The organism is Cupriavidus sp. H19C3, assembly GCF_049393815.1.
Lineage (GTDB): Bacteria > Pseudomonadota > Gammaproteobacteria > Burkholderiales > Burkholderiaceae > Cupriavidus.
In genome coordinates this window covers 1,779,053-1,803,629 of sequence record NZ_CP184986.1, presented here as the reverse complement: position 1 = coordinate 1,803,629, position 24,577 = coordinate 1,779,053, and the positions used below count along the sequence as shown (strand labels likewise).

Annotated in this window: 22 protein-coding genes; 13 read left to right on the top strand and 9 right to left on the bottom strand. The window is 67.5% G+C overall.

Going from position 1 to position 24,577, the window contains the following annotated elements:
* Window positions 1–69: 69 nt before the first annotated feature.
* Both DFLDMN_RS27595 and DFLDMN_RS27590 read right to left on the bottom strand, forming a co-directional pair.
* Window positions 70–1,227, bottom strand: coding sequence for an iron-containing alcohol dehydrogenase (locus DFLDMN_RS27595; protein ID WP_423198925.1), 1,158 nt, complete (start codon window positions 1,225–1,227; stop codon window positions 70–72).
* 223 nt (window positions 1,228–1,450) lie between these two features.
* The gene (locus DFLDMN_RS27590) at window positions 1,451–2,899 is read right to left on the bottom strand and encodes an NAD-dependent succinate-semialdehyde dehydrogenase (protein WP_423198924.1); all 1,449 of its coding nucleotides are present in this window, start codon (window positions 2,897–2,899) and stop codon (window positions 1,451–1,453) included.
* A gap of 454 nt (window positions 2,900–3,353) precedes the next feature.
* Between DFLDMN_RS27590 and DFLDMN_RS27585 the strand changes: the two genes are divergently transcribed.
* Window positions 3,354–4,121: an IclR family transcriptional regulator gene (locus tag DFLDMN_RS27585; protein ID WP_423198923.1), complete on the top strand. Its 768-nt coding sequence runs from the start codon at window positions 3,354–3,356 to the stop codon at window positions 4,119–4,121.
* Between the two features lie 355 nt (window positions 4,122–4,476).
* Window positions 4,477–5,052, top strand: a complete 576-nt coding sequence (locus DFLDMN_RS27580; RefSeq protein WP_423198922.1) for a hypothetical protein — start codon at window positions 4,477–4,479, stop codon at window positions 5,050–5,052.
* 268 nt (window positions 5,053–5,320) lie between these two features.
* Here DFLDMN_RS27580 and DFLDMN_RS27575 read toward each other — a convergent pair whose 3' ends face one another.
* Window positions 5,321–5,641, bottom strand: coding sequence for an H-NS histone family protein (locus tag DFLDMN_RS27575; protein ID WP_423198921.1), 321 nt, complete (start codon window positions 5,639–5,641; stop codon window positions 5,321–5,323).
* Window positions 5,642–5,959: 318 nt separating this feature from the next.
* Between DFLDMN_RS27575 and DFLDMN_RS27570 the strand changes: the two genes are divergently transcribed.
* Window positions 5,960–6,364: a VOC family protein gene (locus DFLDMN_RS27570; RefSeq protein WP_423198920.1), complete on the top strand. Its 405-nt coding sequence runs from the start codon at window positions 5,960–5,962 to the stop codon at window positions 6,362–6,364.
* Window positions 6,365–6,598: 234 nt separating this feature from the next.
* Here DFLDMN_RS27570 and DFLDMN_RS27565 read toward each other — a convergent pair whose 3' ends face one another.
* Window positions 6,599–7,984: an NCS2 family permease gene (locus DFLDMN_RS27565; protein ID WP_423198919.1), complete on the bottom strand. Its 1,386-nt coding sequence runs from the start codon at window positions 7,982–7,984 to the stop codon at window positions 6,599–6,601.
* A 472-nt stretch (window positions 7,985–8,456) separates the two neighbouring features.
* Between DFLDMN_RS27565 and DFLDMN_RS27560 the strand changes: the two genes are divergently transcribed.
* Complete coding sequence (locus tag DFLDMN_RS27560) at window positions 8,457–8,861, top strand: Tar ligand binding domain-containing protein (protein WP_423198918.1); 405 nt, start codon at window positions 8,457–8,459, stop codon at window positions 8,859–8,861.
* A gap of 79 nt (window positions 8,862–8,940) precedes the next feature.
* A complete protein-coding gene (locus DFLDMN_RS27555) occupies window positions 8,941–9,903 on the top strand; it encodes a chemotaxis protein (protein WP_423198917.1) in 963 nt (320 codons plus the stop codon).
* Between the two features lie 301 nt (window positions 9,904–10,204).
* Here DFLDMN_RS27555 and DFLDMN_RS27550 read toward each other — a convergent pair whose 3' ends face one another.
* The 4 genes from DFLDMN_RS27550 to pdhA all read right to left on the bottom strand — a co-directional run bounded on the left by DFLDMN_RS27550 (window position 10,205) and on the right by pdhA (window position 14,358).
* A complete protein-coding gene (locus DFLDMN_RS27550) occupies window positions 10,205–10,861 on the bottom strand; it encodes a peroxiredoxin (protein ID WP_423198916.1) in 657 nt (218 codons plus the stop codon).
* Between the two features lie 193 nt (window positions 10,862–11,054).
* Window positions 11,055–12,176, bottom strand: a complete 1,122-nt coding sequence (locus DFLDMN_RS27545; RefSeq protein ID WP_423200593.1) for a dihydrolipoamide acetyltransferase family protein — start codon at window positions 12,174–12,176, stop codon at window positions 11,055–11,057.
* Window positions 12,177–12,200: 24 nt separating this feature from the next.
* Entirely contained in the window at window positions 12,201–13,178 is a 978-nt protein-coding gene (locus DFLDMN_RS27540; protein ID WP_423198915.1) for an alpha-ketoacid dehydrogenase subunit beta, read from the bottom strand.
* Entirely contained in the window at window positions 13,171–14,358 is a 1,188-nt protein-coding gene (pdhA, locus tag DFLDMN_RS27535; protein WP_423198914.1) for a pyruvate dehydrogenase (acetyl-transferring) E1 component subunit alpha, read from the bottom strand. The genes DFLDMN_RS27540 and pdhA overlap by 8 nt, the downstream gene beginning before the upstream one ends.
* 390 nt (window positions 14,359–14,748) lie before the next feature.
* Here pdhA and DFLDMN_RS27530 point away from each other — a divergent pair, with 390 nt between their 5' ends.
* From DFLDMN_RS27530 to DFLDMN_RS27510, 5 genes are all read left to right on the top strand, one after another.
* Window positions 14,749–15,618: a TauD/TfdA dioxygenase family protein gene (locus DFLDMN_RS27530; RefSeq protein ID WP_423198913.1), complete on the top strand. Its 870-nt coding sequence runs from the start codon at window positions 14,749–14,751 to the stop codon at window positions 15,616–15,618.
* Between the two features lie 74 nt (window positions 15,619–15,692).
* Window positions 15,693–16,742 (top strand): ABC transporter substrate-binding protein, encoded by a 1,050-nt coding sequence (locus tag DFLDMN_RS27525; RefSeq protein WP_423198912.1) that lies wholly within the window; start codon window positions 15,693–15,695, stop codon window positions 16,740–16,742.
* A 1-nt stretch (window position 16,743) separates the two neighbouring features.
* Complete coding sequence (locus DFLDMN_RS27520) at window positions 16,744–17,604, top strand: ABC transporter ATP-binding protein (RefSeq protein ID WP_423198911.1); 861 nt, start codon at window positions 16,744–16,746, stop codon at window positions 17,602–17,604.
* A gap of 25 nt (window positions 17,605–17,629) precedes the next feature.
* Window positions 17,630–18,535, top strand: coding sequence for an ABC transporter permease (locus tag DFLDMN_RS27515; RefSeq protein ID WP_423198910.1), 906 nt, complete (start codon window positions 17,630–17,632; stop codon window positions 18,533–18,535).
* A gap of 126 nt (window positions 18,536–18,661) precedes the next feature.
* Window positions 18,662–19,432: a class I SAM-dependent methyltransferase gene (locus tag DFLDMN_RS27510; RefSeq protein ID WP_423198909.1), complete on the top strand. Its 771-nt coding sequence runs from the start codon at window positions 18,662–18,664 to the stop codon at window positions 19,430–19,432.
* Here the strand turns inward: DFLDMN_RS27510 and DFLDMN_RS27505 are convergent.
* Window positions 19,393–20,634, bottom strand: coding sequence for an MFS transporter (locus tag DFLDMN_RS27505; RefSeq protein ID WP_423198908.1), 1,242 nt, complete (start codon window positions 20,632–20,634; stop codon window positions 19,393–19,395). The genes DFLDMN_RS27510 and DFLDMN_RS27505 overlap by 40 nt on opposite strands.
* A gap of 469 nt (window positions 20,635–21,103) precedes the next feature.
* Here DFLDMN_RS27505 and DFLDMN_RS27500 point away from each other — a divergent pair, with 469 nt between their 5' ends.
* The 3 genes from DFLDMN_RS27500 to DFLDMN_RS27490 all read left to right on the top strand — a co-directional run bounded on the left by DFLDMN_RS27500 (window position 21,104) and on the right by DFLDMN_RS27490 (window position 24,576).
* Complete coding sequence (locus DFLDMN_RS27500; RefSeq protein ID WP_423198907.1) at window positions 21,104–21,871, top strand: IclR family transcriptional regulator; 768 nt, start codon at window positions 21,104–21,106, stop codon at window positions 21,869–21,871.
* 180 nt (window positions 21,872–22,051) lie between these two features.
* Window positions 22,052–23,281: a diguanylate cyclase gene (locus DFLDMN_RS27495; protein ID WP_423198906.1), complete on the top strand. Its 1,230-nt coding sequence runs from the start codon at window positions 22,052–22,054 to the stop codon at window positions 23,279–23,281.
* A gap of 305 nt (window positions 23,282–23,586) precedes the next feature.
* Complete coding sequence (locus DFLDMN_RS27490) at window positions 23,587–24,576, top strand: Bug family tripartite tricarboxylate transporter substrate binding protein (RefSeq protein ID WP_423198905.1); 990 nt, start codon at window positions 23,587–23,589, stop codon at window positions 24,574–24,576.
* The last annotated feature ends 1 nt before the right edge of the window (window position 24,577 follow it).

The following is a 24,577-nucleotide window of genomic DNA, read 5'->3' as shown; positions in this document are numbered from 1 at the left end:
TGTAGGAATTGGACGACGCATGCGCGGCGTTCCGAACCGCCGGGGGCCGCGCCTGCGGCCCCGGTGGGTTCAGAATGCCGCGCTGTAGATCTCGAAGGCGTCGCGCTCGGTGACCTCGCGCGGATTGTTGACCAGCAGGCGCGTCTGCAACATGGCGTCGCTGGCCAGCCGTGTCAGATCGTCCTGCGCCACGCCGACCTCGCGCAGCGTGCGCGGAATGCCGGTGGCGGCGATCAGGCCCTCGAGATGGCGGATCAGTGCCGCGCACTTGGTCTCGCAACTGCCGGTGGTGCCAGGCACCACCACATCCGCGAGTTCGGCATAGAGCCGGTGCGCCACCGGTGCGTTGAACTTCATCACATGCGGCAGCACCAGCGCGTTCGACAGGCCGTGCGGCACATGGAAGATGCCGCCGATCGGATAGGCCAGCGCATGCACGGCGGCAACCGGCGAGTTGGCAAACGCCTGGCCGGCCAGCATCGCGCCGAGCAGCATGTTCTCGCGCGCCTCGCGATCGTTGCCGTTATCGCAGGCAAGCATCAAGTTGCGCGACAGCAGGTCGAGTGCGCGCACGGCCAGCATGTCCGCCAGCGGGTTCTTCAGGTGTGCACTGGTATAGGCTTCGATCGCGTGAACCATGGCGTCGATGCCGGTGGCGGCCGTGGCCGCGCGCGGCAGGCCAAGCGTCAGCTCGGCATCGAGAATGGCGAGGTCGGCAAACAGCTGCGGGGCCACCACGCCCATCTTGGTGGTCTCGCCCGTGGTGACGATCGAGACCGCCGTGACTTCGGAGCCGGTGCCGGCGGTGGTCGGCATCTGCGCCAGCGGCAGGCGCGTGCCGGTGACCTTGCGTACGCCGTACATGTCCTTGAGCGGCTGCGTGGCCGGCAGCAGCACCGCGATCAGCTTGGCGACGTCCATCGAGGACCCGCCGCCCAGGCCGAGCACGGCTTCGGCCCGTGCCGCACGCGCACGTTCGGTGGCTTCCAGTACGACGTGCTCCGGCGGATCGGCCACCACGTCGTCGATCACCGTGACGTCCCAGCCATGCCGGGCAAGATCTTCGAGCGCCGGCGCCAGCAGGCCGCTGCCGGCGAGAAAGCCGTCGGTCACCACCACGAGGCGACGGGCCGTGGGCCACGACTCGCGCAGCAGGGCACCGAGCCGGCGCGCGGCGCCGAATTCGACGACGAGGCTCGGCACCGTCTGGAAGCGGAACGCGTTCATGTTGTCTCCGATGTCATGTATTTGTTTGCCGTCCCCTTGGGGGATTCGATGCGGGGCGCGGCGGCATGTGAGCAAAGCCGGCGCGGCGACGCTGCACAGTATGCACCGCCGCCGCGCCTGGCGTCGGTTTCAGCTCAGCCTTCGCCTCATGGCCTCGATGTCACGCCGTGGCGCCGCCTGGCACCCCATCGCGCCCCATGGCGCACCACGGCGCCCCATTGCCTTACATCTGCAGGCACAGGTACTTGATCTCGAGGTATTCCTCGATGCCGTGGCGCGAGCCTTCGCGGCCGAACCCCGACTGCTTGATGCCGCCGAACGGCGCCACCTCGTTCGAGATCAGGCCCGTGTTGAGGCCGACCATGCCGTATTCGAGCGCTTCGGAGGTTTTCCAGGCGCGGGCGATATCGCGCGTGTACAGGTAAGCGGCCAGGCCGTATTCGGTGGCGTTGGCCGCGGCAATCGCTTCCTCGTCGTCGTGGAAGCGGAACAGCGGTGCCACGGGCCCGAAGATTTCCTCACGCGCCATGCGCATGTCGGCGGTCGCGCCGGTGATCACGGTCGGCGTATAGAACGTGCCGCCGAGCGTATGCGCGGCACCGCCGGTCACGACCTGTGCGCCCTTCGACCTGGCATCCGCCACCAGCGTGCTGACCTTGTCGAGCGCCTTGGGCTCGATCAGCGGCCCGATCGCCACGCCGTCCTCCAGACCGTTGCCGACGCGGAGACCCTGCGCGCGGGCCGCAAACTTTTCGGCAAACGCCTCGTAGACGCCGTCCTGGATATAGAAGCGGTTGGCGCACACGCAGGTCTGGCCGCCGTTGCGGTACTTGGCCGCGATGGCGCCCTCGACGGCCGCGTCGACATCGGCATCGTCAAACACGATGAAGGGGGCATTGCCGCCGAGTTCGAGCGAGAGGCGCTTGAGCGTGGGCGCGGATTGGGCCATCAGGATACGGCCGACTTCCGTCGAGCCCGTGAACGACAGCTTGCGCACGATGGGGCTGGCGGTGAGCGCGCCGCCGATCGCCTTGGCATCGCCGGTCAGCACCTGCAGCACGCCGGCGGGAATGCCCGCGCGCGTTGCCAGTTCGGCGAGGGCAAAGGCGGACAGCGGCGTCAGCTCGGAAGGCTTGATCACGATCGCGCAACCGGCGGCCAGTGCCGGCGCGACCTTGCGCGTGATCATCGCGGCCGGGAAGTTCCATGGCGTGATAGCGGCGCACACGCCCACCGGCTGGCGCAGCGTGACGATGCGCTTGTCCGCGGCGGGCGAGGCCAGCACCTCGCCGTCGACGCGCTTGGCTTCCTCGGCGAACCATTCGATAAAGCTGGCGGCATAGGCAATCTCGCCGCGTGCCTCGGCCAGCGGCTTGCCCTGTTCGCGCGTCATCAGGTAGGCGAGGTCGTCGGTGTTGGCCACCATCAGGTCGAACCACCGACGCAGAATGGCGGCGCGCTCCTTGCCCGTGCGGGCCGCCCAGGCCTTCTGCGCCTTTTCCGCGGCGGCGATGGCGCGCCCGGTTTCCGCCGCGCCCACATCGGGCACCTTGGCCAGGACTTCGCCGGTCGCGGGGTCGGTCACCGTGATGGTCGCGCCGGAGTCGGCGCCGACCCACTGGCCGTCGATAAAGACTTGCTGTTTCAGGAGCGAGGCATCTTTGAGTTGCATGGCGACAATTCCTTGGAAAAAATCGGGCAGGGGTGGATTCGGCGGGGCGTTGTTTGTTGCGTTATTACTTTGTACGTTGCTTGGTTGCTTGGTTGCTTGGTTGCTTGGTTGCTTGGTTGCTTGGTTGCTTGGTTGCTTGGTTGCTTGGTTGCTTGGTTGCTTGGTTGCTTGGTTGGTTGGTCGCTTGGTTGGTTGGTTGCTTGGTTGCGTCGTTGCTTTCTTTGTCTTTCTTGCCTTGTCATTTCTTGTTGCGTTCAATAGGTTGAATGCTATTCTGTGTATTGAACAAACTGTCGACGAGTTTATAACAAACGAACCAGCGTGGGGAGTCGCCCCCCGTACAATCCCGCCCACCATGCCAAGATCCGCCTCCCAGGACTCCCGCCCGTCCCGCCCAGCCCCGGCGCCCGCCGACACCGGTAACGCTGGGGCGCTGCCGCCCTCAGGCCCGAAGGTGACGGCCCCCGCGGTGGTTCGCGCCGTGCACGTGCTCGACGCCATTGCCGCCGCCAGCGCGCCGCTTTCGCTGGCCGAGCTGGCCCGCGTCACCGGCGCGCCCAAGAGCTCGTTGCATGGCCTGTGCGAGACGCTCGTGCATCTGCACCTCGTCAAGCGCCTGCCCGGCGGGGCCATGGCGCTGGGCCCGCACGTCATGGTCTGGGCCAATGCCTTTCTGGCGCAGACGCAGATCACCGAGGAATTCCGCGCGCTCTGGGCCACCACGCACGCGTTCGACGATGCCACGGTCACGCTGTCGATGCTCGACGATACCGAGGTGGTGTACCTGGCCTGCCACAACGGCGACCGGCCGCTCGGCGTGACCTTCCGCATCGGCATGCGGTTGCCCGCGCCCTATACCGCCACCGGCAAGGCAATGCTGAGCACCTTGCCGCCGGAGAGCGTGCGCGCGCTGCTGGTGGACCGTTGGCCCGACCCGCTCACACGCAACAGCGTGCCCAACCCCGAGGCACTCGGCATCGAACTGGACACCGTGCGCGCGCTGGGCTATTCCACCGACGACGGCCAGATGCGCGAGGGCATGACCTGTTTCGGCGCCCCGGTGTTCGATGCCAGCGGGCCGCATGCGGTGGGCGCCATTGCGGTGAGCTATCTCAGTCACGAAATCGATGCCCCCACCGCCGCCCGGGTCGGACCGCGCGTCCGCGAGCTGGCCGATCGCCTCTCGGCGAGGCTTGGTCATCGCAAATTGCTTAAAACTTGAGCAGTCCAGTGCGGTAACGCACAGATGGGCCCGGGAAGGGAGGCAGGGCGAGGATATCCACAGAACCTGTGGATATCTGTGACAGGGTTGTCCCGAGGCCGGCCGACGTGGGCCGGACCACCTTCCGCACTGCCGCGCGCGGGCGCGAGCGGGTATGCTCGGGCTTCCGCCACTGTCCGCCGAGGGCTTCGTGACCATGTTCCGCCAGCACGCCATCCGGCCCGCGACGACGCTATGCACGAAGGCAATTACCAGGCCACTCAGGCAACGACTCAGGCAACGACTCAGGCGACCACTCGGGCGACCACTCGGGCGACCACTCGGGCGACCACTCGGGCGACCGCTCAGGCGGGCCATGACGGTGCTATCAGCCCTGGCGATGTGCTGCGGGCTGGCGGGCTGCCTGCCGCAATACCGGGTACCGAGCGGAGCGCCCGCCGCCACCGTGCGGCTGCTGACCACCACCGACGACAACACCATTTTCACCATCGCCGACCGCGCCGGCTGCCCCACGCCGCGCCGGCCGGCGGTGCTGGCCGGCACCGGCAAGCAGCTGGCGGCGATGGGGCGTGAACCGGGGCTCGGCATGGCCGGGGCCTCGCCGGAGCCGCCATCGCGCACGCGCGAGCGCCGCATTGAGGCCGGGCGGCGCATCTACGTCGCGGTTTCGTCGACCGCGGCGCCACCATTGCCCGAAGTCCGGTGTGCGGCCGGCGTGTCCTTCGTGCCGCAGGCGGGCGGTCAGTATGAAATCCGGTATGTGCGTGACGACACCGCGAGCCAGTGTTCGGCCCAGGTGTTGCGGGCGGCGCCGCGTGCGGTGGGGGCAGAAAGAGGCGGCAGCGAAGCGGGGGGTGCCACCCTGGTGCAGGAACCGACGCAGCAGGGATTCCGTGCCTTGCGCCGCGAATACGTGTGCGACGCGCAATAGGAATGGCAAATCGGATAAATCGGAAGCCGGGGAATCGGAAGCTGGAGAATCGGAAGCTGGGGGGATCGGAACTCGAACCGGAACGCGAACCGGACCAGTCCAATTGGATCACGCCAATCCAATCGGAACAATGAGATCGTCAGTCAGATAGGCCAGTCCAGATCAAATCGTGCGCCGGCCGCAAGCGCAATGCCGGCGGCGGCGCGCAGGCCTGCTATTTGCAAGCCTTTGACTGCGCAGTCGAATGATGCGCAGTCGGACGATGCATTTACGCCGGCTGCTCGATCAGGAATCGCTCGGGACGCTTGCCCAGCCATGCCGGCGCACGGCCACGGCCCGACCAGGTCTTGCCGGTTTTCGGGTCCAGATACTTGGCCGGCAGCGCCGAAGTCTTGCGCGCGCCACTGGTACCGGTGCCCGCAGGGCGGCCACGACGGCGCTTGGGCGCGATATCCTCGATGGTCAGATCGTAGTCCGCCATCAGTTGGCGAATCTGGTCGATTACGCCGGCCACTTCATTGGCGCGGACTTCGCTGAGCTTGGCTTCCAGTGCTTCTTTTTCGGCCAGTAGTTGCTTGTAGGTCGGCATTTTGGATCCCCGTTCAGAGTTTGACTGCATGTTACAAGAAATCGATGCATGCCAGCATGGAATAATCTTACAAAGAAATACTGGAAATGCACGATTTAAACGCATTGCGACGCGCGCTGGTTGACTGACTTGTTTCGCCTTGTTGTCGCCTTGTTGTCGCGTTGTCGGCTAATCCGCGGACATCGCCGCAGACATCGCCGCGCACATCGCAATTTCCGCAGTCCACCCGAAATTTCTGCATTGTTTCGGGCAGGACGCGGACGGCTGGCATTCGACCTGCAACGCCACCGTCCGGAATCCTATCGAAAAGGAGCCTGCATGACTACCCAGATTTTTGTGAATCTCCCGGTTCGCGATCTCGATAAGTCGATCGCTTTCTTTACGCACCTCGGATTTCGTTTCAATCCTCAATTCACAGATGACAGCGCAACTTGCATGATTGTCAGCGATGATATTTTTGTCATGTTGCTGGCAGAGGACCGTTTTCGCACCTTTACGCCCAATGAAATCTGCGATGCGCGCCGCTTTACCGAGGTGCTGATATGCCTGTCGGTCGAATCACGCGCCAAAGTGGATGCGCTGGTCCAGGGCGCGCTCGCTGCCGGCGGTAATACTTACAAGGAGCCGCAGGACTTCGGCTTCATGTATGGACATGGCTTCCAGGACCTGGATGGACATATCTGGGAATTGGTGCACATGGATGGCATGCCGCCCAAAAAATAGCCATGTGCCGCAACCACGCAGTCAAATCCTCGCGGCCACATGTATCGAAAATATTAAGCGCGGCTTAACTGCGGATTGGAGAAATCCGTCCCGGTGCGGGAGGTGCGCGGCCAGCGACGGAACAAGAAAGGCGTCAGAGCCGGCCGGGCAGTGTAAAGAAGGGAGACATGCCAGGGCAGGACTTCGATCGTCCTGCCCGGTCTGATTGCATCAATACATGGGTGCCAGCTTTATTCAGATGGCCCAGCCTCCGGCATAGAACACGGCCAGTGCCACGGCGATGGCCACGGTGCCGACATTGAGACGGCGCCATTCGCCCGAGACAATGCGGCCGATGACGAGCGTGCAAAAGCCCAGCATGATGCCGGTGACGATATTGCAGGTCAGGACGATAAAGACGGCGCAAACCAGCCCGGCCATGGCGTCGACGAGGTCGTCCATATGCAGGCGGCTGACACTCGACAGCATCAGCAGGCCAACGTACATCAGCGCGGGCGCGGTCGCGTAGGGGGGCACCAGCGCAGCCAGCGGCGAGAAGAACATGACCGCCAGGAACAGCAGGCCCACCGTGACGGCGGCCAGACCGGTGCGCGCGCCGGCGGCCACCCCGACCGTCGACTCGATATACGCGGCAGCCGGCGCACCCCCGAAGATGGCGGAGAAGATCGAGCTCACCGAGTCCGCGGTAAGGGCGCGCCCGCCGTTGTGGATGCGGCCCTGTTCGTCGAGCTGGCCGGCCTGCCCGGCTACCGCGCGAATCGTCCCGGTGGCATCGAACACGGCGGTCATCACGAGGGCCAGCACGCTCGGCAGCACGGCGGCCGAGAGCGCACCGCGCAGGTCCATCGCGCCGATCAGCGAGGCATGGCCCGGCGATGACAGCGACGGCAGCGCAAACACGCCGGTGAATCTGACGGCGGGATCGAACAGCAGCCCCAGCGCCGAGATGGCGACGATCACCAGCAGGATGCCGCCCGGCACGCGGCGCCGTTCGAGCCCGAAGATGGCCGCCAGGCCGAGCACCGACATCACGACCGGAAACGCGGTGATACGCCCGAGCGTAACCGGCAGCCCCGCGCCCGGATTGCGTACCACCAGCCCGACCTCGTTCGAAGCGATCAGCAGCAGGAACAGGCCGATGCCGATACCCGTGCCATGCGCGACGCCCGCCGGCAGGTTGCGCAGGATCCAGGCGCGCACGCCCGTGACCGAGATGGCGGTAAAGACGATCCCCATCAGGAACACCGCACCGAGCGCCACGGCCGGTGTCAGGTGCTGGCCCAGCACCAGGCCGAACGCCATGAACGCGGTCAGCGAGATGGCGCAGCCGATGGCAATCGGCAGGCGCGCCCACAGTCCCATCAGCAGCGAGCCGAAGGCCGTGGTCAGGCAGACCGCGACGAAGACCGCGCTGGTGTCGAAGCCGGCCTTGCCGAGCATGCCCGGCACGACGAAGACCGCGTAGACCATGGCCATGAAGGTGGTGATGCCGGCCACCACCTCGCGCCGCCGGGTACTGCCGCGCGCCGATATCTGGAAGTAATGGTCGATGCGGCTGGGCGGTGTCGGGCGCGCGCGCTCGAGGTCCGCCACCGGCGACGGATAGGGCTGGTCGATCATGATGTCTGCCTCCTTGCAGGGGCGCCGCGGGAGCCGCTTCTCTGGTGGGCGCGGCTTCGCCTCGGCTCTGTCTCACTCGGTTCTTGGTGCAAGGACGATGCGCCCGGCGCATCGGGGCAAGGGTGGGGCGTGTCTGTCCTCGGCGGTGGCCGGCGCTGCCGGCTTGCCGGTCCAGGGCCTCTGACGGGCAGGATCCGGCGAGGCTCAAGGCTAGTGAAGTCATGCGTCCGCTTCATCACCGTGGCCACATGCGGGGTATGCCGTCGCCGGAATAACCGCGGTCCGGGCGCGGTCCGCGTGCTCAGGGATTTCCCTTGGTCGCCCCCCGATGTGTCGGCGGCGTACCACGCCGGTCCTCAATCCGCGCGCTGTCACACCGATATCAGATCAGGGCCCGACAATGCGGCGCCCCTCCGACGTTATGCCGACACTGCCCAAACTCCCCGCCGGTTCCGTGTACTCCGCCTGCGCCATGCAGACCACGCCCGCCCGGCTGATCGCCATGCTCGCGCTGCTGTGCGTGCTGTCGCTTGCCGCCGGCGTGGCCGGGCTGGTGGCCCTGCGCGATGCGAGCCAGGTCCAGATGGCGACGCAGGTGAGCCGCGAGGCCGCCGCCCGCGCGCTGCGCGAGGCGGAACAGAGCCTGGCGCGCGCGCACCGCGCCATCGACGCCGGCGAGGCCGCGCACCAGCTCGCCCGCACGCGCACGCTGATCCAGGCGTCGGAAGACTTTGCGCGTACCGAGGCCACCTACGCCCGTGTGCAGACCACCATGCGCAACGGCGTGCTGGTTGCCGTCACGGTGGCGCTGCTGGCCGCGGGCGCATGCGCGTGGACAGTGCGCAACGCCGCCGCGGTCCCGCTGGAGCGCGACTAAATTTTTGACCGCCGGCGCCGTTAGACGCATGGCAGTCCTTGTACATATATCAATCAACAGCCAGGTAGCGGAGCACAGCATGACCAGCGCGATGAGGGACATCGACGAGCGCACCAACCTCACCAACAACAACCAGTTCGAGTTGTTGCTGTTCCGGCTGGGCGACGCGGACGCGAGCGGACAGTCGGAACTGTTCGGTATCAACGTATTCAAGGTGCGCGAAATTCTCGTCATGCCGACCGTGACCACCGTGGTGGGCGCGGAGCCGTCGATTCTCGGCATGGCGGATATCCGCGGCCAGGTGATCCCCGTGATCGACCTGCCGCGCCTGCTGGCCTGCAAGCCAGGCACCGGCCTCAACATCATGCTGGTGACCGAGTACGCGCGCTCGACGCAAGGGTTTGCGGTGGAGGCGGTGGAGGAAATCGTACGCCTGGACTGGAGCCAGGTGGTTTCGGCCGAGACCAGCGTCAAGGGCGGGCTGGTCACCAGCATCGCCAAGCTCGACGTCGGCGGCGAAAATCCGCGACTGGTGCAGGTGCTCGACGTCGAGCAGATTCTGCGCGATGTCCTGCCGACGCGTCAGCCCGACGTGGACCCGGCCACGGTCGGTCCGCAGCTGACGCTGCGCCCGGGGACCAAGGTGCTCGCGGCCGATGACTCGGCACTCGCGCGCGGCCTGATCGAGAACGGTCTCAAGGCCATGGGGGTCGAGGTGGTCATGACCAAGACCGGCCAGGAGGCCTGGGACATGCTCGGTAGCATCGCGGAAGGCGCGGCCGGCCGCGGCAAGACCATCCGCGACGAGATCGCGCTGGTGTTGACCGACCTCGAGATGCCGGAGATGGACGGCTTTACCCTCACGCGCAAGATCAAGGCGGATGCGCGCCTGAAGTCGCTGCCGGTGGTCATCCACTCGTCGCTGTCGGGCGAGGCAAGCGAGGAGCACGTGCGCAAGGTCGGGGCCGATGCCTATGTGTCGAAGTTCCTGGCCAAGGATCTCGCCGATACCATCCGCGGCGTGCTGGCGCGGCATCCCTGATGACCAGGCGGGGCGTGACACCGGTATCGAAGCGGACGTCACTCCCGCCATACAACGTTGCGCTGATGGTCGTGCGCCGCGCGTGCACAAAATCGCATGGCGTGCAAGCATTCCGCGCCCCACTGTTGTTGCACGTAAATTAGGCACGCCAGCTCCTTCCAATGCTGGCGCGGCTTGCAGGGTTGTCAAGAGGGGGGATATCCACCAAGCCTGTGGATAGTTCTGACACCTCCGGGAGGCCCGCCGTCACGCCCGGCGCCGCGCGTTTGCATCGGCGCCCGGGCCCCGCCTTACCTTCACGCTACTTCGGTTGCGCCACGGTGCGCAGATAGGGCTTGTGTGTGGTGAAGCCCTGGGGATATTTCTTCCTTGCATCCTCGTCGGACACCGAAGTCGGGATGATCACGTCATCGCCGGGTTTCCAGTTGACCGGCGTCGCGACCGTATGCCTGGCATTGAGCTGCAGCGAATCGAGCAGGCGCAGGATCTCGTCGAAGTTGCGGCCCGAACTCATCGGGTAGAGAAAGCTCGCCTTGACCTTCTTGTCGGGCCCGATCAGGAACACCGCGCGAATGGTGGCGTTGTCCACGGCGGTCCGCGGGCCGCCGCCGCTCGCTTCCGGATGGATCATGTCGTACAGCTTGGCCACATGCAGGTCGGCGTCACCGATCATCGGATAGTTGATCTTGCAGTGCTGCGTTTCCTCGATATCGCTGGCCCAGCGTACGTGATCCTCCACCGGGTCGATCGACAGGCCGATGATCTTGGTATTGCGCTTGTCGAACTCGGGCTTCAGCTTGGCCATGTAGCCGAGTTCGGTCGTGCAGACCGGCGTGAAGTCCTTGGGGTGCGAGAACAGGATGGCCCAGCTGTCGCCAATCCACTCATGGAAGTGGATCTTGCCTTCGGTGGTGTCGGCCGTGAAATCGGGTGCCGTCTCGCCTAGTCGAATCGCCATGGTCAGGCTCCTGGTACGTTCATGAGAAGGGTTACCGCCCGGTGGTGTTGCAGCGGGGCAATCCAGTATAGAAACTGTGCGGGCAAAAAACTTCCGGTGCGGAACGATGATGCCCGTAATGCACGCGGCGGCACCGCGTGCGCCGGCGCGCCCATGCCGGCTCGCCCATGCCGGCTCGCTTATGCGACCTCACTTATTCGGGCCGCTCCAGATCGTCGATCACCGCCCGCAGAAAGCGTGCCGCCTCGCCCCCGGTTACCACCCGATGGTCGAACGTCAGCGACAGCGGCATCACGCGATGCACGGCGGGCACCCCGCCGGCCGCGACCACTTCGTCGCGGATACGGCCGGCGCCGAGAATGGCCACGGTCGGCGGTACCACGATGGGCGCCGCATAGCGCCCGGCGATCATGCCGAAGTTCGACAGCGTAATGGTATTGCCGCGCATTTCCTCGGGCGCGATGGTGCGCGCGCGCACGTCGGCGCGCATGCGGTCGAGCCCGCTGCGCAGATCGGCCGCATCGCGCTTGCCGACATTGCGTAGCACCGGCACGAACAGACCTTCGGGCAGGTCGGCGGCGATGCCGACATCGATGCGCTCCAGCACATGGCGCCGCCCGGTCTGGCCCTCGTACCAGGCATTGAGGCCCGGCTCGGCATGGCAGCCGGCCACCAGCGCGCGCACCAGCCGGATGGTGATGTCGTTGGCACCGCTCGCCGCCTGCCACGCATGGAGGTCGGCATCGTCCATGACGGTCGCCGCCGCCACCTCGCTCTGCGCGCGGGCCATGTTCTGCGCCATGGCCCGTCGCACGCCGCGAATGACTTCGGCCGGGCCGAGCTCGGCCAGCGTGGTGGCCACGCGTTGCACATCGGTCGCGGTAATCACGCCATCGGTGCCCGACGGCGTCACCATGGCCAGATCGACGGCGAGCCGCCGCGCCAGCGCGCGCACGGCCGGCGTGGCGCGGATGCCGCCGCCGTTGCCACCGGCGCGGCCCACCGGCGCCGCGGCTTCCGCCATCACCTGCGTGCCCACCTTGACCGCGCCCACCACGGTACCGGCGTCGGCATCGTTGCCGGCACCGTCAAAGCCGACGAGCGGCGCGCCCAGGTGCACGATATCGCCGGCCTGCGCAAACAGCCTGGAGATTTGTCCCGCATACGGCGACGGAATCTCGACGATGGCCTTGGCGGTTTCCACCGACAGCAGCGGCTGGTCGGCGGCCACGGTGTCGCCAGCCCTGACGTGCCACGCCACGATTTCGGCTTCCTGCAGGCCTTCGCCGAGGTCGGGCAGCTTGAAGATCTTCATCGTCATGCGCTCCGCAAAGGAAAATCAGGCCGCCAGCGCGCGCCGCGCCGCATCGACGATGCGGGCCACGCCGGGCACGTAGCTGTGTTCGAGCCGGGCGAGCGGCACCACGGTGTCGTAGCCGGTCACGCGCTGGACCGGCGCTGCCAGCGAATAGAGTCCGGCATCGGCGAGGTTGGCGGCGATCTCCGCGCCAAGTCCCGCGGTGCGCGGGGCCTCGTGCACGATCACGCAACGGCCGGTACGGCCCACCGCTTCCAGAATGGTCTCCATGTCGAGCGGCTTGAGGGTGGCCACGTCGATCACGCCAGCCGAGATGCCTTCGTCGGCCAGCAGGTCGGCGGCCGCCTGGGTCTCCTGCAGCATCGCGCCCCAGCTCACGAACGTGAGGTCGTCGCCGTCACGCAGCGTGAAGCATGCATCGAGCGGCAGCGCCTCGCCGTCGTCCGCCACTTCCTGGCGGAACAGGCGGTAGAGCCGGGTGGGCTCGAACACGATGACCGGATCCGGGTCGCGGATGGCCGCAAGCAGCAGGCCATAGGCGCGCGCCGGCGAGGACGGCATCACCACGCGGATGCCCGGGATATGCGCGAACAGCGCTTCCGGACTTTCCGAATGGTGCTCGGGGGCATGAATGCCGGCACCGCTCGGCGCGCGCACCACCAGCGGCGCGTTCAGGCGCCCCCGCGTGCGGTGCCGCATATGGCCGGCGTGATTGAGGATATTGTCGATGGCGGGATAGATAAAGCCGGCGAACTGGATTTCGGCCACGGGCTTCAGTCCCATTGCCGCCATGCCGATGGCCGCGCCGACGATGCCGCCTTCGGCCAGCGGTGTGTCGATGACGCGTGCTTCGCCAAAGCGCGCCTGCAGGCCGACGGTGGCGCGGAACACGCCACCGTTGACGCCGATATCCTCGCCCAGCAACACCACGTCGGGGTCATGGGCCAGCGCATGGGCCAATGCGAGATTGACCGCCTCCACGAGATTCATGTCAGCCATGATGGGCTCCGGGTTGCGATGCCGGGTCGGTCGTACTGGTGGTACCGGTCGTGCTGGCTGTGCTGCCCGCGTGGGTGGCGGCATCGGTCGCGCCGGCGTCATGCGCGCGATTTGCCGCCTCGCGCCGCGCGGTGTCGAGCTGGTCGGCCATGGCCGCGGGCAGCGTGGCGTAGAGGCAGTCGAACATCGCCGTCGCGGCGGGATGCGGCAAGGCGAGATAAGCCTCCACCGCGGCCGCCACGTCCTGCTGGCAGGCGCGGACCAGTTGCTCCTCGCGCGCGGCATCCCAGGCGCCGAGCGCTGCCAGGTAGTCGCGCAGGCGCGCAATCGGTTCCAGGCGCCAGTGTTCCTTGACGCTGGCCTCGTCGCGATAGCGCGAGGCATCGTCGGCGGTGGTATGGTCGCCCAGCCGGTAGGTCACGGCCTCGATCAGCGTGGGCCCCGCGCCGGCGCGCGCGGCCTCGATGGCGCGGCCCGCGCGCTCGCGCACCGCCACCACATCGTTGCCGTCGATCTGCTCGCCGGGAATGCCGGCGGCAATCGCCTTCTGGGCCAGCGTTTGCGCCGCGGTCTGCTTGCCGCGCGGCATCGAAATGGCCCACTGGTTGTTGTTGATGACGATGACGAGCGGCACCTGCCACGCGCCCGCCAGGTTCATGCCTTCGTAGAAATCGCCCTTGGAGGTGCCGCCGTCGCCGAGGATGCAGACCGCCACGCGAGCTTCGCCACGCAGCTTGAACGCATAGCCCACGCCGGCCGCATGGCCGACCTGCGTGCCGATCGGGACGCAGTTGCCAAAGTCGTGCGGCGCCGCGGCAAACGCGCTGCCGCGCTCGTCGCCGCCCCAGTAGAGCAGGCTTTCGGTCATGGTCACGCCGCGCATGAACTGCGCGGCATGATCGCGGTAGGACGGCACCAGGACATCCTCGCGGCGCATCGCGGCGGCCACACCGACGCCGATCGCTTCCTGTCCGAGGGCCGAGGCAAAGGTGCCGATCTGCCCGGTGCGCTGCATGGCAATCGCCTTGAGGTCGAACTGACGCGTCAGCACCATGGCGCGGTAAAGCGGCACGAGCTGGTCCGGATCGCGGGCAAATTCTGGAAGGGTCAGGCCGGCAGGGGTGCCCTGCGGTTCGAGAAAGCGGGTAAAGCCGATATCAAAACACGCAACAGTGCCCATGTGGCGGTCCCCCGAAGGTTGCCGGTGCTCGTGCGGTGCAGCATCTCGTGAATGCCGGCCGTCCTTGCAGTGTAGGCAACCGCGCGCGAGATGGGGCCGGTATGTGTGGGGCGGGGACCCGGGCGCGGCGGACCCAAGGCGGCAAGCGGGGCTGGCGCGGCGTGCGGCAGGCGCGGACCCGCGGGGGACGAGCGACGGACTGCGATGAGCGGGAACGACGCACAGTCTCGTGCCGATGCCCGCCACACGGAACGAAGCATCGCGCATGTGGATATGCGCCACGCACGCATATGCGCCCAGCACATAAGGCCGCGCGATTTGATTCGTTGGCGGCGCGCTTCGGCATGGCTACAGTCGCCATCTCGTGCTTGCCCCTACGGAACGCCAGACATGACTACCGCCACCCTGCAGGATTTCGAGATTCGTCCGCTCGACGCGGCGCTCGGTGCCGAAGTGACCGGCCTCGACCTGTCGCAACCGCTTGCCGACGCGGACTTCGCGCGTATCCATCGCGCGCATCTGGAGCACCACCTCGTGGTGTTTCGCGACCAGCGCATCACGCCGGCACAGCAGATCGCGTTCAGCCGCCGCTTTGGCCCGCTGCAGATCCATGTGCTGGACCAGTTCCAGCTTGCCGGACATCCCGAGATCCTGATCGTCTCCAACGTGATCGAGGATGGCAAACCCATCGGGCTCGGCGATGCCGGCCACTTCTGGCATTCGGATCTCTCGTACAAGGAGCGGCCGAGCCTCGGCTCGCTGCTGCATGCGCGCGAACTGCCGCGCACGGGCGGTGACACGTTGTTCGCCAACATGCATGCGGCCTGGGATACCTTGCCGCCCGACCTGCAGCGCCAGCTCGACGGGCTGCGTGCCGAGCATACCTACCTCGCGCGCTATGCCGAACTGCAGCGCCGCAGCCCATGGCGGCCCAACCTGACGCCCGCGCAGATCGCGCAGGTGCAGCCGGTGCTGCAGCCCGTGGTGCGCACGCATCCGGAAACGGGACGCAAGGCCCTGTTCGTCAGCGAGCATTTCACCACGCGCATCGCCGGCCTGCCGGACGACGAAAGCCGCGACCTGCTGGCGCAATTGTTCGCGCACAGCGTGCAGCCGCGCAACGTGTACCGGCACCAATGGCGGCCGCACGATCTCGTGTTCTGGGACAACCGCTCGCTGATGCACCTCGCCGCGGGCACGCCCGACAGCGAGCGCCGCGTGATGTACCGCACCACCATCGAAGGCGATCTGCCGTATTGAAGCGTCGCCACAACTCGCGGGTCTGGCCACGGAAATCCCGCGGCCAGACCCGCCCACTGACTGGAGCCTCTTGCATGCTCGTGTTCTCTTCCCGACCGCGCTGGCTGCGCCTGGCCGTGATCGCGTTGCTCACCGCCGGCGCGGCGTTGGCCGGTCCCGTGCGTGGCGAAAATCGCCTGCCGGAAGCCAGATTACGGATCGCCGAACAATTCGGCGTGGTCTATCTGCTGCTCAATATCGCGCGCGACCGGCAACTGATCGAGCAGCACGGCAAGCAACAGGGCATCGACCTCAAGGTGGAATGGACGCGGCTGTCCGGCGGCGCCGCCGTCAACGATGCGCTGCTGTCGGGCGCGATCGATATCGCCGGCGCCGGGGTGGGGCCGTTGCTGACGCTGTGGGACCGCACGCACGGCCGGCGGAACGGGCAGCAGGTCAAAGGCGTGGCCTCGCTCGGCAACTTTCCGTACTACCTGGTCAGCCATAACCCCAAGGTGAAGTCGATCGCGGACTTCACCGAGCGTGACCGCATCGCACTGCCGGCCGTCACGGTATCGGTGCAGTCGCGCGTGCTGCAGATGGCCGCGGCGCGGCAGTGGGGCGACAAGGCCTTCGATCGGCTCGACCAATGGACCGTGGCGGTGCCGCACCCCGACGCCGCAGCCGCCATCATCGCCGGCGGTACCGAAATCACCGGGCATTTCGGCAATCCGCCGTTCCAGGAGCAGGAGCTTGCCGGCAATCCGCAAGCGCATATCGTGCTCGACTCCTACGACGTGCTCGGCGGCCCCAGTTCCGCGACGGTGCTCTATGCCACCGAGAGATTCCACAACGAGAACCCGAAGGCCTACCGCGCGTTCGTCGACGCGCTGGCGGAAGCCGCGCAATTCGCCACCACGCAGCCGGAAGCCGCCGCGGATATCTATATCCGCGTGAACCAGGCCAGGATCGAACGCGCGTTGCTGGTGAAAATCCTGAAGAACCCGCAGGTGCAGTTCAAGATCGCGCCGCAGAACACCTTCGCGCTCGCCAGCTTCATGCACCGCGTGGGCGCCATCCGCAACGCGCCGAAGTCCTGGCAGGACTACTTCTTCGCGGATCCGGCCACCGCGCAGGGGAGCTGACATGGCAAGGCGCGAACGTCTGCACGTGGTGCCCGGGCAGCAGCATCGGGACCATCCCCCGCAACCGGCGACCGGCATCCTGCTCGAGGTCGACGGCGTCTCGCTCGAGTACCGTACGCCGGACCGCGTGGTGCGCGCCACGCACGAGGTCAGCTTCGACGTGCACGCGGCGGATCGCTTCGTGCTGCTGGGGCCGTCGGGCTGCGGCAAGTCCACGTTGCTCAAGGCCGTGGCCGGCTTCGTGCCGCCCGTGGCGGGAGAGATCCGTCTGGAGGGCCAGCGGGTACGGGCACCCGGCCCCGACCGCATCGTGGTGTTCCAGGAGTTCGACCAGTTGCCGCCATGGCAGACGGTGCGGCAGAACGTCATGTTTCCGCTGCGGCAGGCGCGCGGCATGTCGCGCGCGGAAGCGGCCGAATGCGCGCTGCATTATCTCGACAAGGTCGGGCTGGCAGGGTTTGCCGATGCCTATCCGCATACGCTGTCGGGCGGCATGAAGCAGCGCGTGGCCATTGCGCGCGCCCTCGCCATGCGGCCCAAGGTCCTGCTGATGGACGAGCCGTTTGCCGCGCTCGACGCGCTGACCCGGCGCCGCATGCAGGAGGAATTGCTCGGCCTGTGGGAAGACGCCGCCTTTACCCTGCTGTTTGTCACCCATTCGATCGAAGAGGCGCTGGTGGTCGGCAGCCGCATCCTGCTGCTGTCGCCGCATCCGGGCCGTGTGCGCGCCGAACTGAACAGCCACCAGTTCTCGCTCGCCAGCCAGGGCAGCGCGGAGTTCCAGGCCGCCGCCCAGCGCATCCACCGCCTGCTGTTCGACGCAGACCCCGTCCCCGCGCCGGGCCAGCGCGCCACCGCGTGAGCGCGGTGCCATCGAAGTTGCCACCATGCCAGACACGCTGACCGTCCGTTCCCCCATCGCTTCCCCCATCCGTCCCGCCATCCGCGCGGAATACGAGCACACGCTCGCGCCCCATGCCGCCGTACCGGTGTCGCGCCCGTTGCCATGGCACCGGCGCCTGGCGCGGCAGCGGTGGCTGCGCAAGGCGCTGATCCTGGCGGGGCTCGCCCTGCTGTGGGAGGGCATCGCGCGCGTGCAGGACAACGACCTGCTGTTGCCGACCTTTGCCGCCACCGCGCGCGCTTTTGCCCACGGCATCGCCAGCGGCGAGCTGCCGGGCAAGGCGGCGCTCTCGCTGTCGGTGCTGCTGCAGGGATACGCCGCCGGTATCGTGCTTGCGTTCGTGCTGACCACGCTTGCGGTCTCCACGCGCATGGGCCGCGACCTGCTCGATACGCTCACGGCGATGTTCAATCCGCTGCCGGCCATTGCGCTGCTGCCGCTGGCCCTGCTGTGGTTCGGCCTTGGCAGCGGCAGCCTGGTCTTCGTGCTGATCCACTCGGTGCTGTGGCCGCTCGCGCTCAATACGTACGCGGGCTTCCGCGGCGTGCCCGCCACGCTGCGCATGGCGGGCCGCAACTACGGCCTGCGCGGCCTGCGCTATGTGGTGCTGATCCTGGTGCCGGCCGCGCTGCCGGCGATTCTGTCGGGCCTCAAGATCGGCTGGGCCTTTGCGTGGCGCACGCTGATCGCGGCGGAACTCGTGTTCGGTGCGTCGTCGGGCAAGGGCGGGCTGGGCTGGTACATCTTTCAGAACCGCAACGAACTCTATACCGACCGTGTCTTTGCGGGCCTGGCCACGGTCATCCTGATCGGTCTGGCAGTCGAGGGCATCGTGTTCGCCGCGCTGGAACGGCTGTCCGTGCGGCGCTGGGGCATGCAGCACGGCTGAGCCTTGTTCGCGACACACTTGGGGAGTAAGGTGTGGGGCGCCCCGCGACCTGCTCCCCGACGGACGGCAGGTCGCTCTCCCCACGCTCCCCACGCTACCCACGCTCCCCAGGTTCGCCACTTCCCCATGACCGCCATCCACCACGCCGCCGCCCAGGGCTTCTCGAGCCAGGCCGATACTTACGCCCGCGGGCGTCCCGACTATCCCGCCGAAATCGCCGCATGGCTGACTGGCACGCTACGCCTGTCCGCCGGCAAGACCGTGGTTGACCTTGGTGCCGGCACCGGCAAGTTCACGCGCCTGCTGGCGCCCACCGGCGCCACCGTGCTCGCGGTGGAACCGGTCGCGCAGATGCGGGCGCAGCTAGCCGGCGCAGTGCCGGGTGTGCAGGCGCTGGAAGGCACCGCGGAAGCGCTGCCGCTACCCGATGCCAGCGTCGACGCGATCGTCTGCGCGCAGGCCTTCCACTGGTTTGCCAATACCGCGGCCATGCGCGAGATCCGCCGAGTGCTGCGTCCGGGCGGCCGGCTTGGCCTGGTCTGGAACGTGCGCGACGAGTCGGTGGGCTGGGTGGCACGGCTCACGGAAATCATGAGGCCGTTCGAGGGCGACGCGCCGCGCTTCCATCGCGGCGACTGGCGCAAGGTGTTTCCAGCCGAGGGCTTCGGGCAACTGGTGCTGACCAGCCTGCCGTATGCGCACACCGGCGCGCCCGAGCAGGTCATTGTCGACCGCGTGATGTCGGTCAGCTTTATCGCCTCGCTGCCACCGGCCCGGCAGGACGCCGTGCGTGCGCGCCTGCACGAGGTGATCGCGCAGGATCCGGCCCTGGCCGGACACGATACGGTGTCGTTTCCCTATCGCACCGAAGCGTACTGCTGCGAACGGTTGTCCTGACGCGCACGCGTCGCGATCACGCGGCTGGCGCCAAGCGCGAGCAGCGCGGCCAGCGCCGCACACAGGTAGACCGGCGCATAGCCGGCCTGCCTGACCACCAGGCCCGCGAGCGGGCCGGTGAGCCCCAGCGCAAAGTCGAGGAACAGCGAGTACGCCCCCAGCGCGGAGCCGCGGTTGGTTTGCGGCACGCGCTTGACCGCTTCCATGCCAAGCGAGGGAAATACCAGCGAGAAGCCGAAGCCCGTGATCGCGGCGCCGACCAGCGCCTGCCAGGGCGCCTGCGCCAGCCACAGCACCGCGAGGCCGGCAGCTTCCACCGCGAACGAGACCAGGGCCACCGGAAAGCCGCCAAAACGATTGATGCTGCTGGCGAGCAGCAGGCGGGCGAGGATAAAGCAGCTGCCGAGCGAGGTCAGTGCCAGCGCGGCATGGTCCCAGCCGCGGCTGGCGTAGTAGAGCGTGATAAAGGCCGTGATCGACCCAAAGCCGACCGAGCCGAGCGCGAGGCACAGGCCGAACGGCGTCATCGCGCGAAACACGCGGCGGAAGGGCAGGCGCTCGCCCTTGATGACGGGCGATGGCGACTTGCGGCGCGCCAGCAGCAGGGCCAGCGCGGTAATGACCATGGTGACCGCGCCGATCGACGCCAGGCCGCCCTGGCCGGCAAGCAGCACGCCCACGGGCGCTCCGATGGCGAGCGCGCCGTAGGTGGTCATGCCGTTCCATGAGATCACCTTGCCGGTATGCGGCGCGCCGGCGCTGCCGATGCCCCAGGCGATGGTGCCGGTGGTCACCAGGCTCTCGCCGGCACCCAGCACCAGCCGCGCGCCAAACAGCACGGCGAGGCCGAGCCAGTGCGTATGGGCCAGCAGTGCCGCCACCAGCGTCAGCGCGCCGCTGCCGACGCACAGGGCCAGGCCGGTCAGCACCGAGCGTTTGGGTCCCTCCATGTCGCACAGGTTGCCGGCCCAGGGGCGCGACAGCAGCGTGGCAAGGTACTGGATGCTGACGGCCAGGCCGGCCAGCACCGCGCTGTAGCCGAGATCGCCGTGCACGAAGCCAGGGATCACCGCAAGCGGCAGGCCCACCGCCAGATACGCGATGAAGTTGAAAAAGACGACGGACAGGATGCGCGGCATCACGCCGTGGGTGCCGGGCTCGGCATGCGAGGTCGAGTCCGGCGAGAGCGTTGGGGCGGTCATGGAAGGGGGTGTGGCACGGCGCGTGCGGGGCGGAGACGGTCCGATGTTGCGAGGGTGCGGCCGGCGGTTGGGTACACTCCGGCACGCCAGCACAGGGACGGGTCCGGCCAAAAACTAAGGGAAAACCCGTAAAGACGCCATGATACCCGGAATGCCGCGGCGTTGCCGGGGTAGTGTCAGTGGTGCCGACGTGGTGTGGGGGTGGTGCGAGGGTGGTGGGGGGGGGGCGCGGGGGTGGTGCAGCCGGGCCATGGCACCCCCCTTCCGCGATTGACAAGCCAGATACCGTTCTATACGGTGGATGATCGTTCCGTTATGCAGGCTAGCCGCCTGTGGATTGCCGTAGCGGCGAAGCCTGCGCTGACATCGGGCCGCGGGTTCAGGTCGTCGCAGCGCCAGGTCGTCAAATCGGCAAGCCACTCAGTCACCTAGTCACCCAGTCACTCAGCGATCAAGGTATCCAGCCAATATGCCCAGGAAAGCCGCACAACTCTCTGAAGCCGACAAGAACGCCGCCCAGGGCGGGGCGGTTGCCGTCGACCGGGCCCTGTTCGTGCTGTCGGTCTTCCGCGAGGGCGACACCGCGCTGGGTCTGGCGGAACTGGCACAGCGCAGCGGGCTGTACAAGAGCACGCTGCTGCGGCTGCTGGCCTCGCTCGAGCATGCCCGCCTCGTGCAGCGGCTGGCCGATGGCCGCTATGGCCTGGGGCCCGAGGTGGCGCGCCTCTACGCGGTCTATGCGGCGTCGTTCTCGCTCGAGGCCGTGGTCATGCCGGCGTTGCGCCAGCTGGTGCAGGTCACGCGTGAATCGGCCGCTTTCCATATCGAGCAGGGCGAGCATCGGCTCTGCCTGTATCGCGTCGATTCGCCGCAACCCGTGCGCGACCATATCCGCGCCGGCGACGTGCTGCCGCGCAGCCGCGGCGCCGGCGGCCGTGTGCTGCGCGCATTTGCCGGCGCGCGCGGCGAGCTCTACCAGAAGATCCGCGAAGAAGGCGTGATCGCGCTGGTTGGCGACCGTAGTCCCGATATCGCCGGGGTTTCCTCGCCGGTGTTCGGCCCCGCCGGCGACCTCAAGGGCGCGCTCACCCTGACGTGCCCGACGCCGCGCTTTTCGTTGGCATTCCGCGCCCAGGTGCTCGATGCGGCGCGCGCGCTGACGCACGCCCTCGGCGGTAATTTTCCGGACTTTGCGCCGCCCACCGCCAGCGCGGTGACGCCCGCCGCGGAAGACTGATTTTGCCGGATCGCGCCGACGGCGTTGCGCGCGTGCGAATGCCCACTTGCTGGGGGTGCCGGCCCTAAGACATGGTCGTTATGATTCGCGTTTTCGCGCGCCGCGCTCATCACCTACGCCGTCATATGCCCATCCCGGGCTCATGGCCTGCTCGCGGCTCTCCACCCTTCGAGGCATCCCGTGCACCTGGCCCAGCAGACGATTCTCGTCGTCATGATGGTGATTTTCCTCAGCTCGCTGATCATGTCGGCGGGGCTGGTGCTCGCGCTGCGTACCAATGAAGCGGGGCGGCTGTGGGCGCAGGGACATATCGTCGCCTCGGCCGCCGGCCTCATGCTCGCCACCAGCGCCACCGGCAGCGGCTCGCTGCAACTCAGTGCGCTGGGCGCGGGTTTCTATATTCTCGGGCGCCTGGCAATCTATCGCGGGGTGCGTGCCTACTACGGTCTGCCGCAGCGCGTACTGCCAATCCGCCTGTTCGGCTTTGTCGTGCTGACGCTGCTGGTGCTGGCCACCGGCCTGCGCGACGGCAGGCTGCTGATCCATGCGCTTGCCTATGGCGTGCTGGCCATGATCTGCTTCGGCACCATCGTGACCATGCTGCGCAGCGTGCGCGGACGCACCGGCATCGGCGGCCCGCTGGTGCTGCTGTCGCATGTGGTCCTGCTGGGCGCGCAACTATGGGCGCTGACTTCGGCCTTTGCCACCGCCGCTTCGCGCCAGCCGCTGACGTTGACGCCGTTTTTCATGTCGGCGTCCGGCTCCGCCTGGTCGCTGGCGCCGCTGGTGGCGGTGCTGCTGGGCCTGTTCGGCTTCTGCCTGATGGCGATGGACCAGATCATCGCGCGCAACGAGAGCGGGGCCCGGCTCGATGCGCTGACCGGGCTGCTCAACCGCGGCGCGCTCGATCACGCCGCGGTCGGGCTGATCAGCCGCTGGCAACGCGGTGGCGAGGCCCTGTCGTGCCTCGTGATCGACGTCGATCACTTCAAGCAGGTCAACGATACGTTCGGCCATCATGCCGGCGACGGGGTGCTGTGCGAAATCGCCGCCGCGCTCGACCACTCGCGCCGTGCCTCCGATATCGCCGCGCGTTACGGCGGCGAGGAGTTCTGCATCCTGTGCCCGCACACCGACGAGCAGCAGGCTACCGCGCTAGCCAACCGCATCCTGCGCAAGGTGCGCGCGATCACGCTGCCTGGCGAGAATCGCCATGCCTCGGTCAGCATCGGCGTGGCCCAGCTGCGCACGAACACCGGCGCACGCGATGCGGTCTGGCGCGCCCTGTTCGCCGAGGCCGACCGTGCGCTTTACGTCGCCAAGGAGCGCGGACGCGACCAGTATGTACTGGCTTCCGCCATGGTTTCGACCGATGACGCAGTGCGGCAGCCGGACTGTATTTCGGCCTGATCCGCGCTTTTTTTCCGCCGGTTCCCCCTCGGCTCGCGCGCCGCGCGCACGGCTGGCGCGGCCATGCGCCGTGCTGGTGCGCGCCCGTTAGCGCCGGGCGCGTCGCACCTGCGCGGCGCATAAATGATGCAATGCGGCACCGTGCTGGTGCCGCCAGGCGCCAGATTCCGTCCCATGCAGAAATCGCTTTTCGATTCGTCAACCTGTATATACAGTGTTAGACAAGCTCGCTACATGCGCGCTACAACGATCGCCGCGGGTTATCGCAAGCGGCGGCCACATCGACCCAACGGGGAGTGTTCAGCGTGAATCGATCTGTCTGCAAACTGGCGGCCAGCGTACTGCTGCCTGCGGCCGTCATGGCCATGATGTTGCCCGCGCATGCGCAGGGCGACGCCTATCCGGCCAAGCCGGTCCGCATCGTGGTGCCGTTTGCCGCCGGCGGCGTGGCCGACGCGCTGCCGCGGCTGGTGGGCCAGAAGCTGTCGGAGCAGTGGGGCAAGTCCATCGTGGTCGACAACAAGCCCGGCGCGGCCGGCAATATCGGCATGGAGAACGTGGCCCGCGCCGCGCCCGACGGCTACACGCTCGGCCTGGCGCCGGCCGGCAACCTCACCGTCAATCCGATCCTGTTTCCCAAGCTTGCGTACAACGTGCGCGATTTCGTGCCGGTAACCATGCTGGCGGCCTCGCCCAATGTGCTGGTGGTGAATCCCGCCGTGCAGGCGCGCACGCTCAAGGATCTGGTCGGCTATGCCAGGACCCATCCGGGCCAGCTCAACTTTGCCTCGCCGGGCAATGGCAGTGGCGCCCACCTGGCCGGCGAGCTGCTCAACCTCGAAGCCGGCATCAAGACCGTGCACGTGCCGTACAACGGCATGGCCACCGCGCTTAACGACGTGCTCGGCGGGCAGGTGCAGATGATGTTCGGCGGTATTTCCACCGTGCTGCAGCACATCCGCACCGGCAAGCTGGTGCCGATCGCCGTGGCCGGCCCGCACCGCCTGCCGCAGTTGCCCAACGTGCCCACCGTGGCCGAGTCCGGCTATCCGGGCTTCGACGTGACCTCGTGGTACGGCCTGGTGGCGCCCAAGGGCACGCCCGATGCGATCGTGCACAAGTGGCAGACCGATGTGGCCGCCATCCTGCGCCAGCCCGATGTCCGCGACAAGCTCGATGCCCTCGGGCTCGAACCCGTGGGCAACACCCCGCAGGCCTTCGGCACCCAGATCGCGAGCGAAACCCTCAAATGGCGCGCTATCGTTCATCGCGCCAATATTCCGCCCCTGCAGTAAG

Coding starts and splice junctions, on each gene's coding strand:
- DFLDMN_RS27520 (WP_423198911.1), top strand. CDS start 16,744: ATGGCAAGGCGCGAACGTCTGCACGTGGTGCCCGGGCAGCAGCATCGG.
- DFLDMN_RS27515 (WP_423198910.1), top strand. CDS start 17,630: ATGCCAGACACGCTGACCGTCCGTTCCCCCATCGCTTCCCCCATCCGT.
- DFLDMN_RS27580 (WP_423198922.1), top strand. CDS start 4,477: ATGACGGTGCTATCAGCCCTGGCGATGTGCTGCGGGCTGGCGGGCTGC.
- pdhA (WP_423198914.1), bottom strand. CDS start 14,358: ATGGGCACTGTTGCGTGTTTTGATATCGGCTTTACCCGCTTTCTCGAA.
- DFLDMN_RS27555 (WP_423198917.1), top strand. CDS start 8,941: ATGACCAGCGCGATGAGGGACATCGACGAGCGCACCAACCTCACCAAC.
- DFLDMN_RS27590 (WP_423198924.1), bottom strand. CDS start 2,899: ATGCAACTCAAAGATGCCTCGCTCCTGAAACAGCAAGTCTTTATCGAC.
- DFLDMN_RS27565 (WP_423198919.1), bottom strand. CDS start 7,984: ATGATCGACCAGCCCTATCCGTCGCCGGTGGCGGACCTCGAGCGCGCG.
- DFLDMN_RS27525 (WP_423198912.1), top strand. CDS start 15,693: ATGCTCGTGTTCTCTTCCCGACCGCGCTGGCTGCGCCTGGCCGTGATC.
- DFLDMN_RS27540 (WP_423198915.1), bottom strand. CDS start 13,178: ATGGCTGACATGAATCTCGTGGAGGCGGTCAATCTCGCATTGGCCCAT.
- DFLDMN_RS27550 (WP_423198916.1), bottom strand. CDS start 10,861: ATGGCGATTCGACTAGGCGAGACGGCACCCGATTTCACGGCCGACACC.
- DFLDMN_RS27545 (WP_423200593.1), bottom strand. CDS start 12,176: ATGAAGATCTTCAAGCTGCCCGACCTCGGCGAAGGCCTGCAGGAAGCC.
- DFLDMN_RS27500 (WP_423198907.1), top strand. CDS start 21,104: ATGCCCAGGAAAGCCGCACAACTCTCTGAAGCCGACAAGAACGCCGCC.
- DFLDMN_RS27595 (WP_423198925.1), bottom strand. CDS start 1,227: ATGAACGCGTTCCGCTTCCAGACGGTGCCGAGCCTCGTCGTCGAATTC.
- DFLDMN_RS27530 (WP_423198913.1), top strand. CDS start 14,749: ATGACTACCGCCACCCTGCAGGATTTCGAGATTCGTCCGCTCGACGCG.
- DFLDMN_RS27575 (WP_423198921.1), bottom strand. CDS start 5,641: ATGCCGACCTACAAGCAACTACTGGCCGAAAAAGAAGCACTGGAAGCC.
- DFLDMN_RS27560 (WP_423198918.1), top strand. CDS start 8,457: ATGCAGACCACGCCCGCCCGGCTGATCGCCATGCTCGCGCTGCTGTGC.
- DFLDMN_RS27510 (WP_423198909.1), top strand. CDS start 18,662: ATGACCGCCATCCACCACGCCGCCGCCCAGGGCTTCTCGAGCCAGGCC.
- DFLDMN_RS27505 (WP_423198908.1), bottom strand. CDS start 20,634: ATGACCGCCCCAACGCTCTCGCCGGACTCGACCTCGCATGCCGAGCCC.
- DFLDMN_RS27570 (WP_423198920.1), top strand. CDS start 5,960: ATGACTACCCAGATTTTTGTGAATCTCCCGGTTCGCGATCTCGATAAG.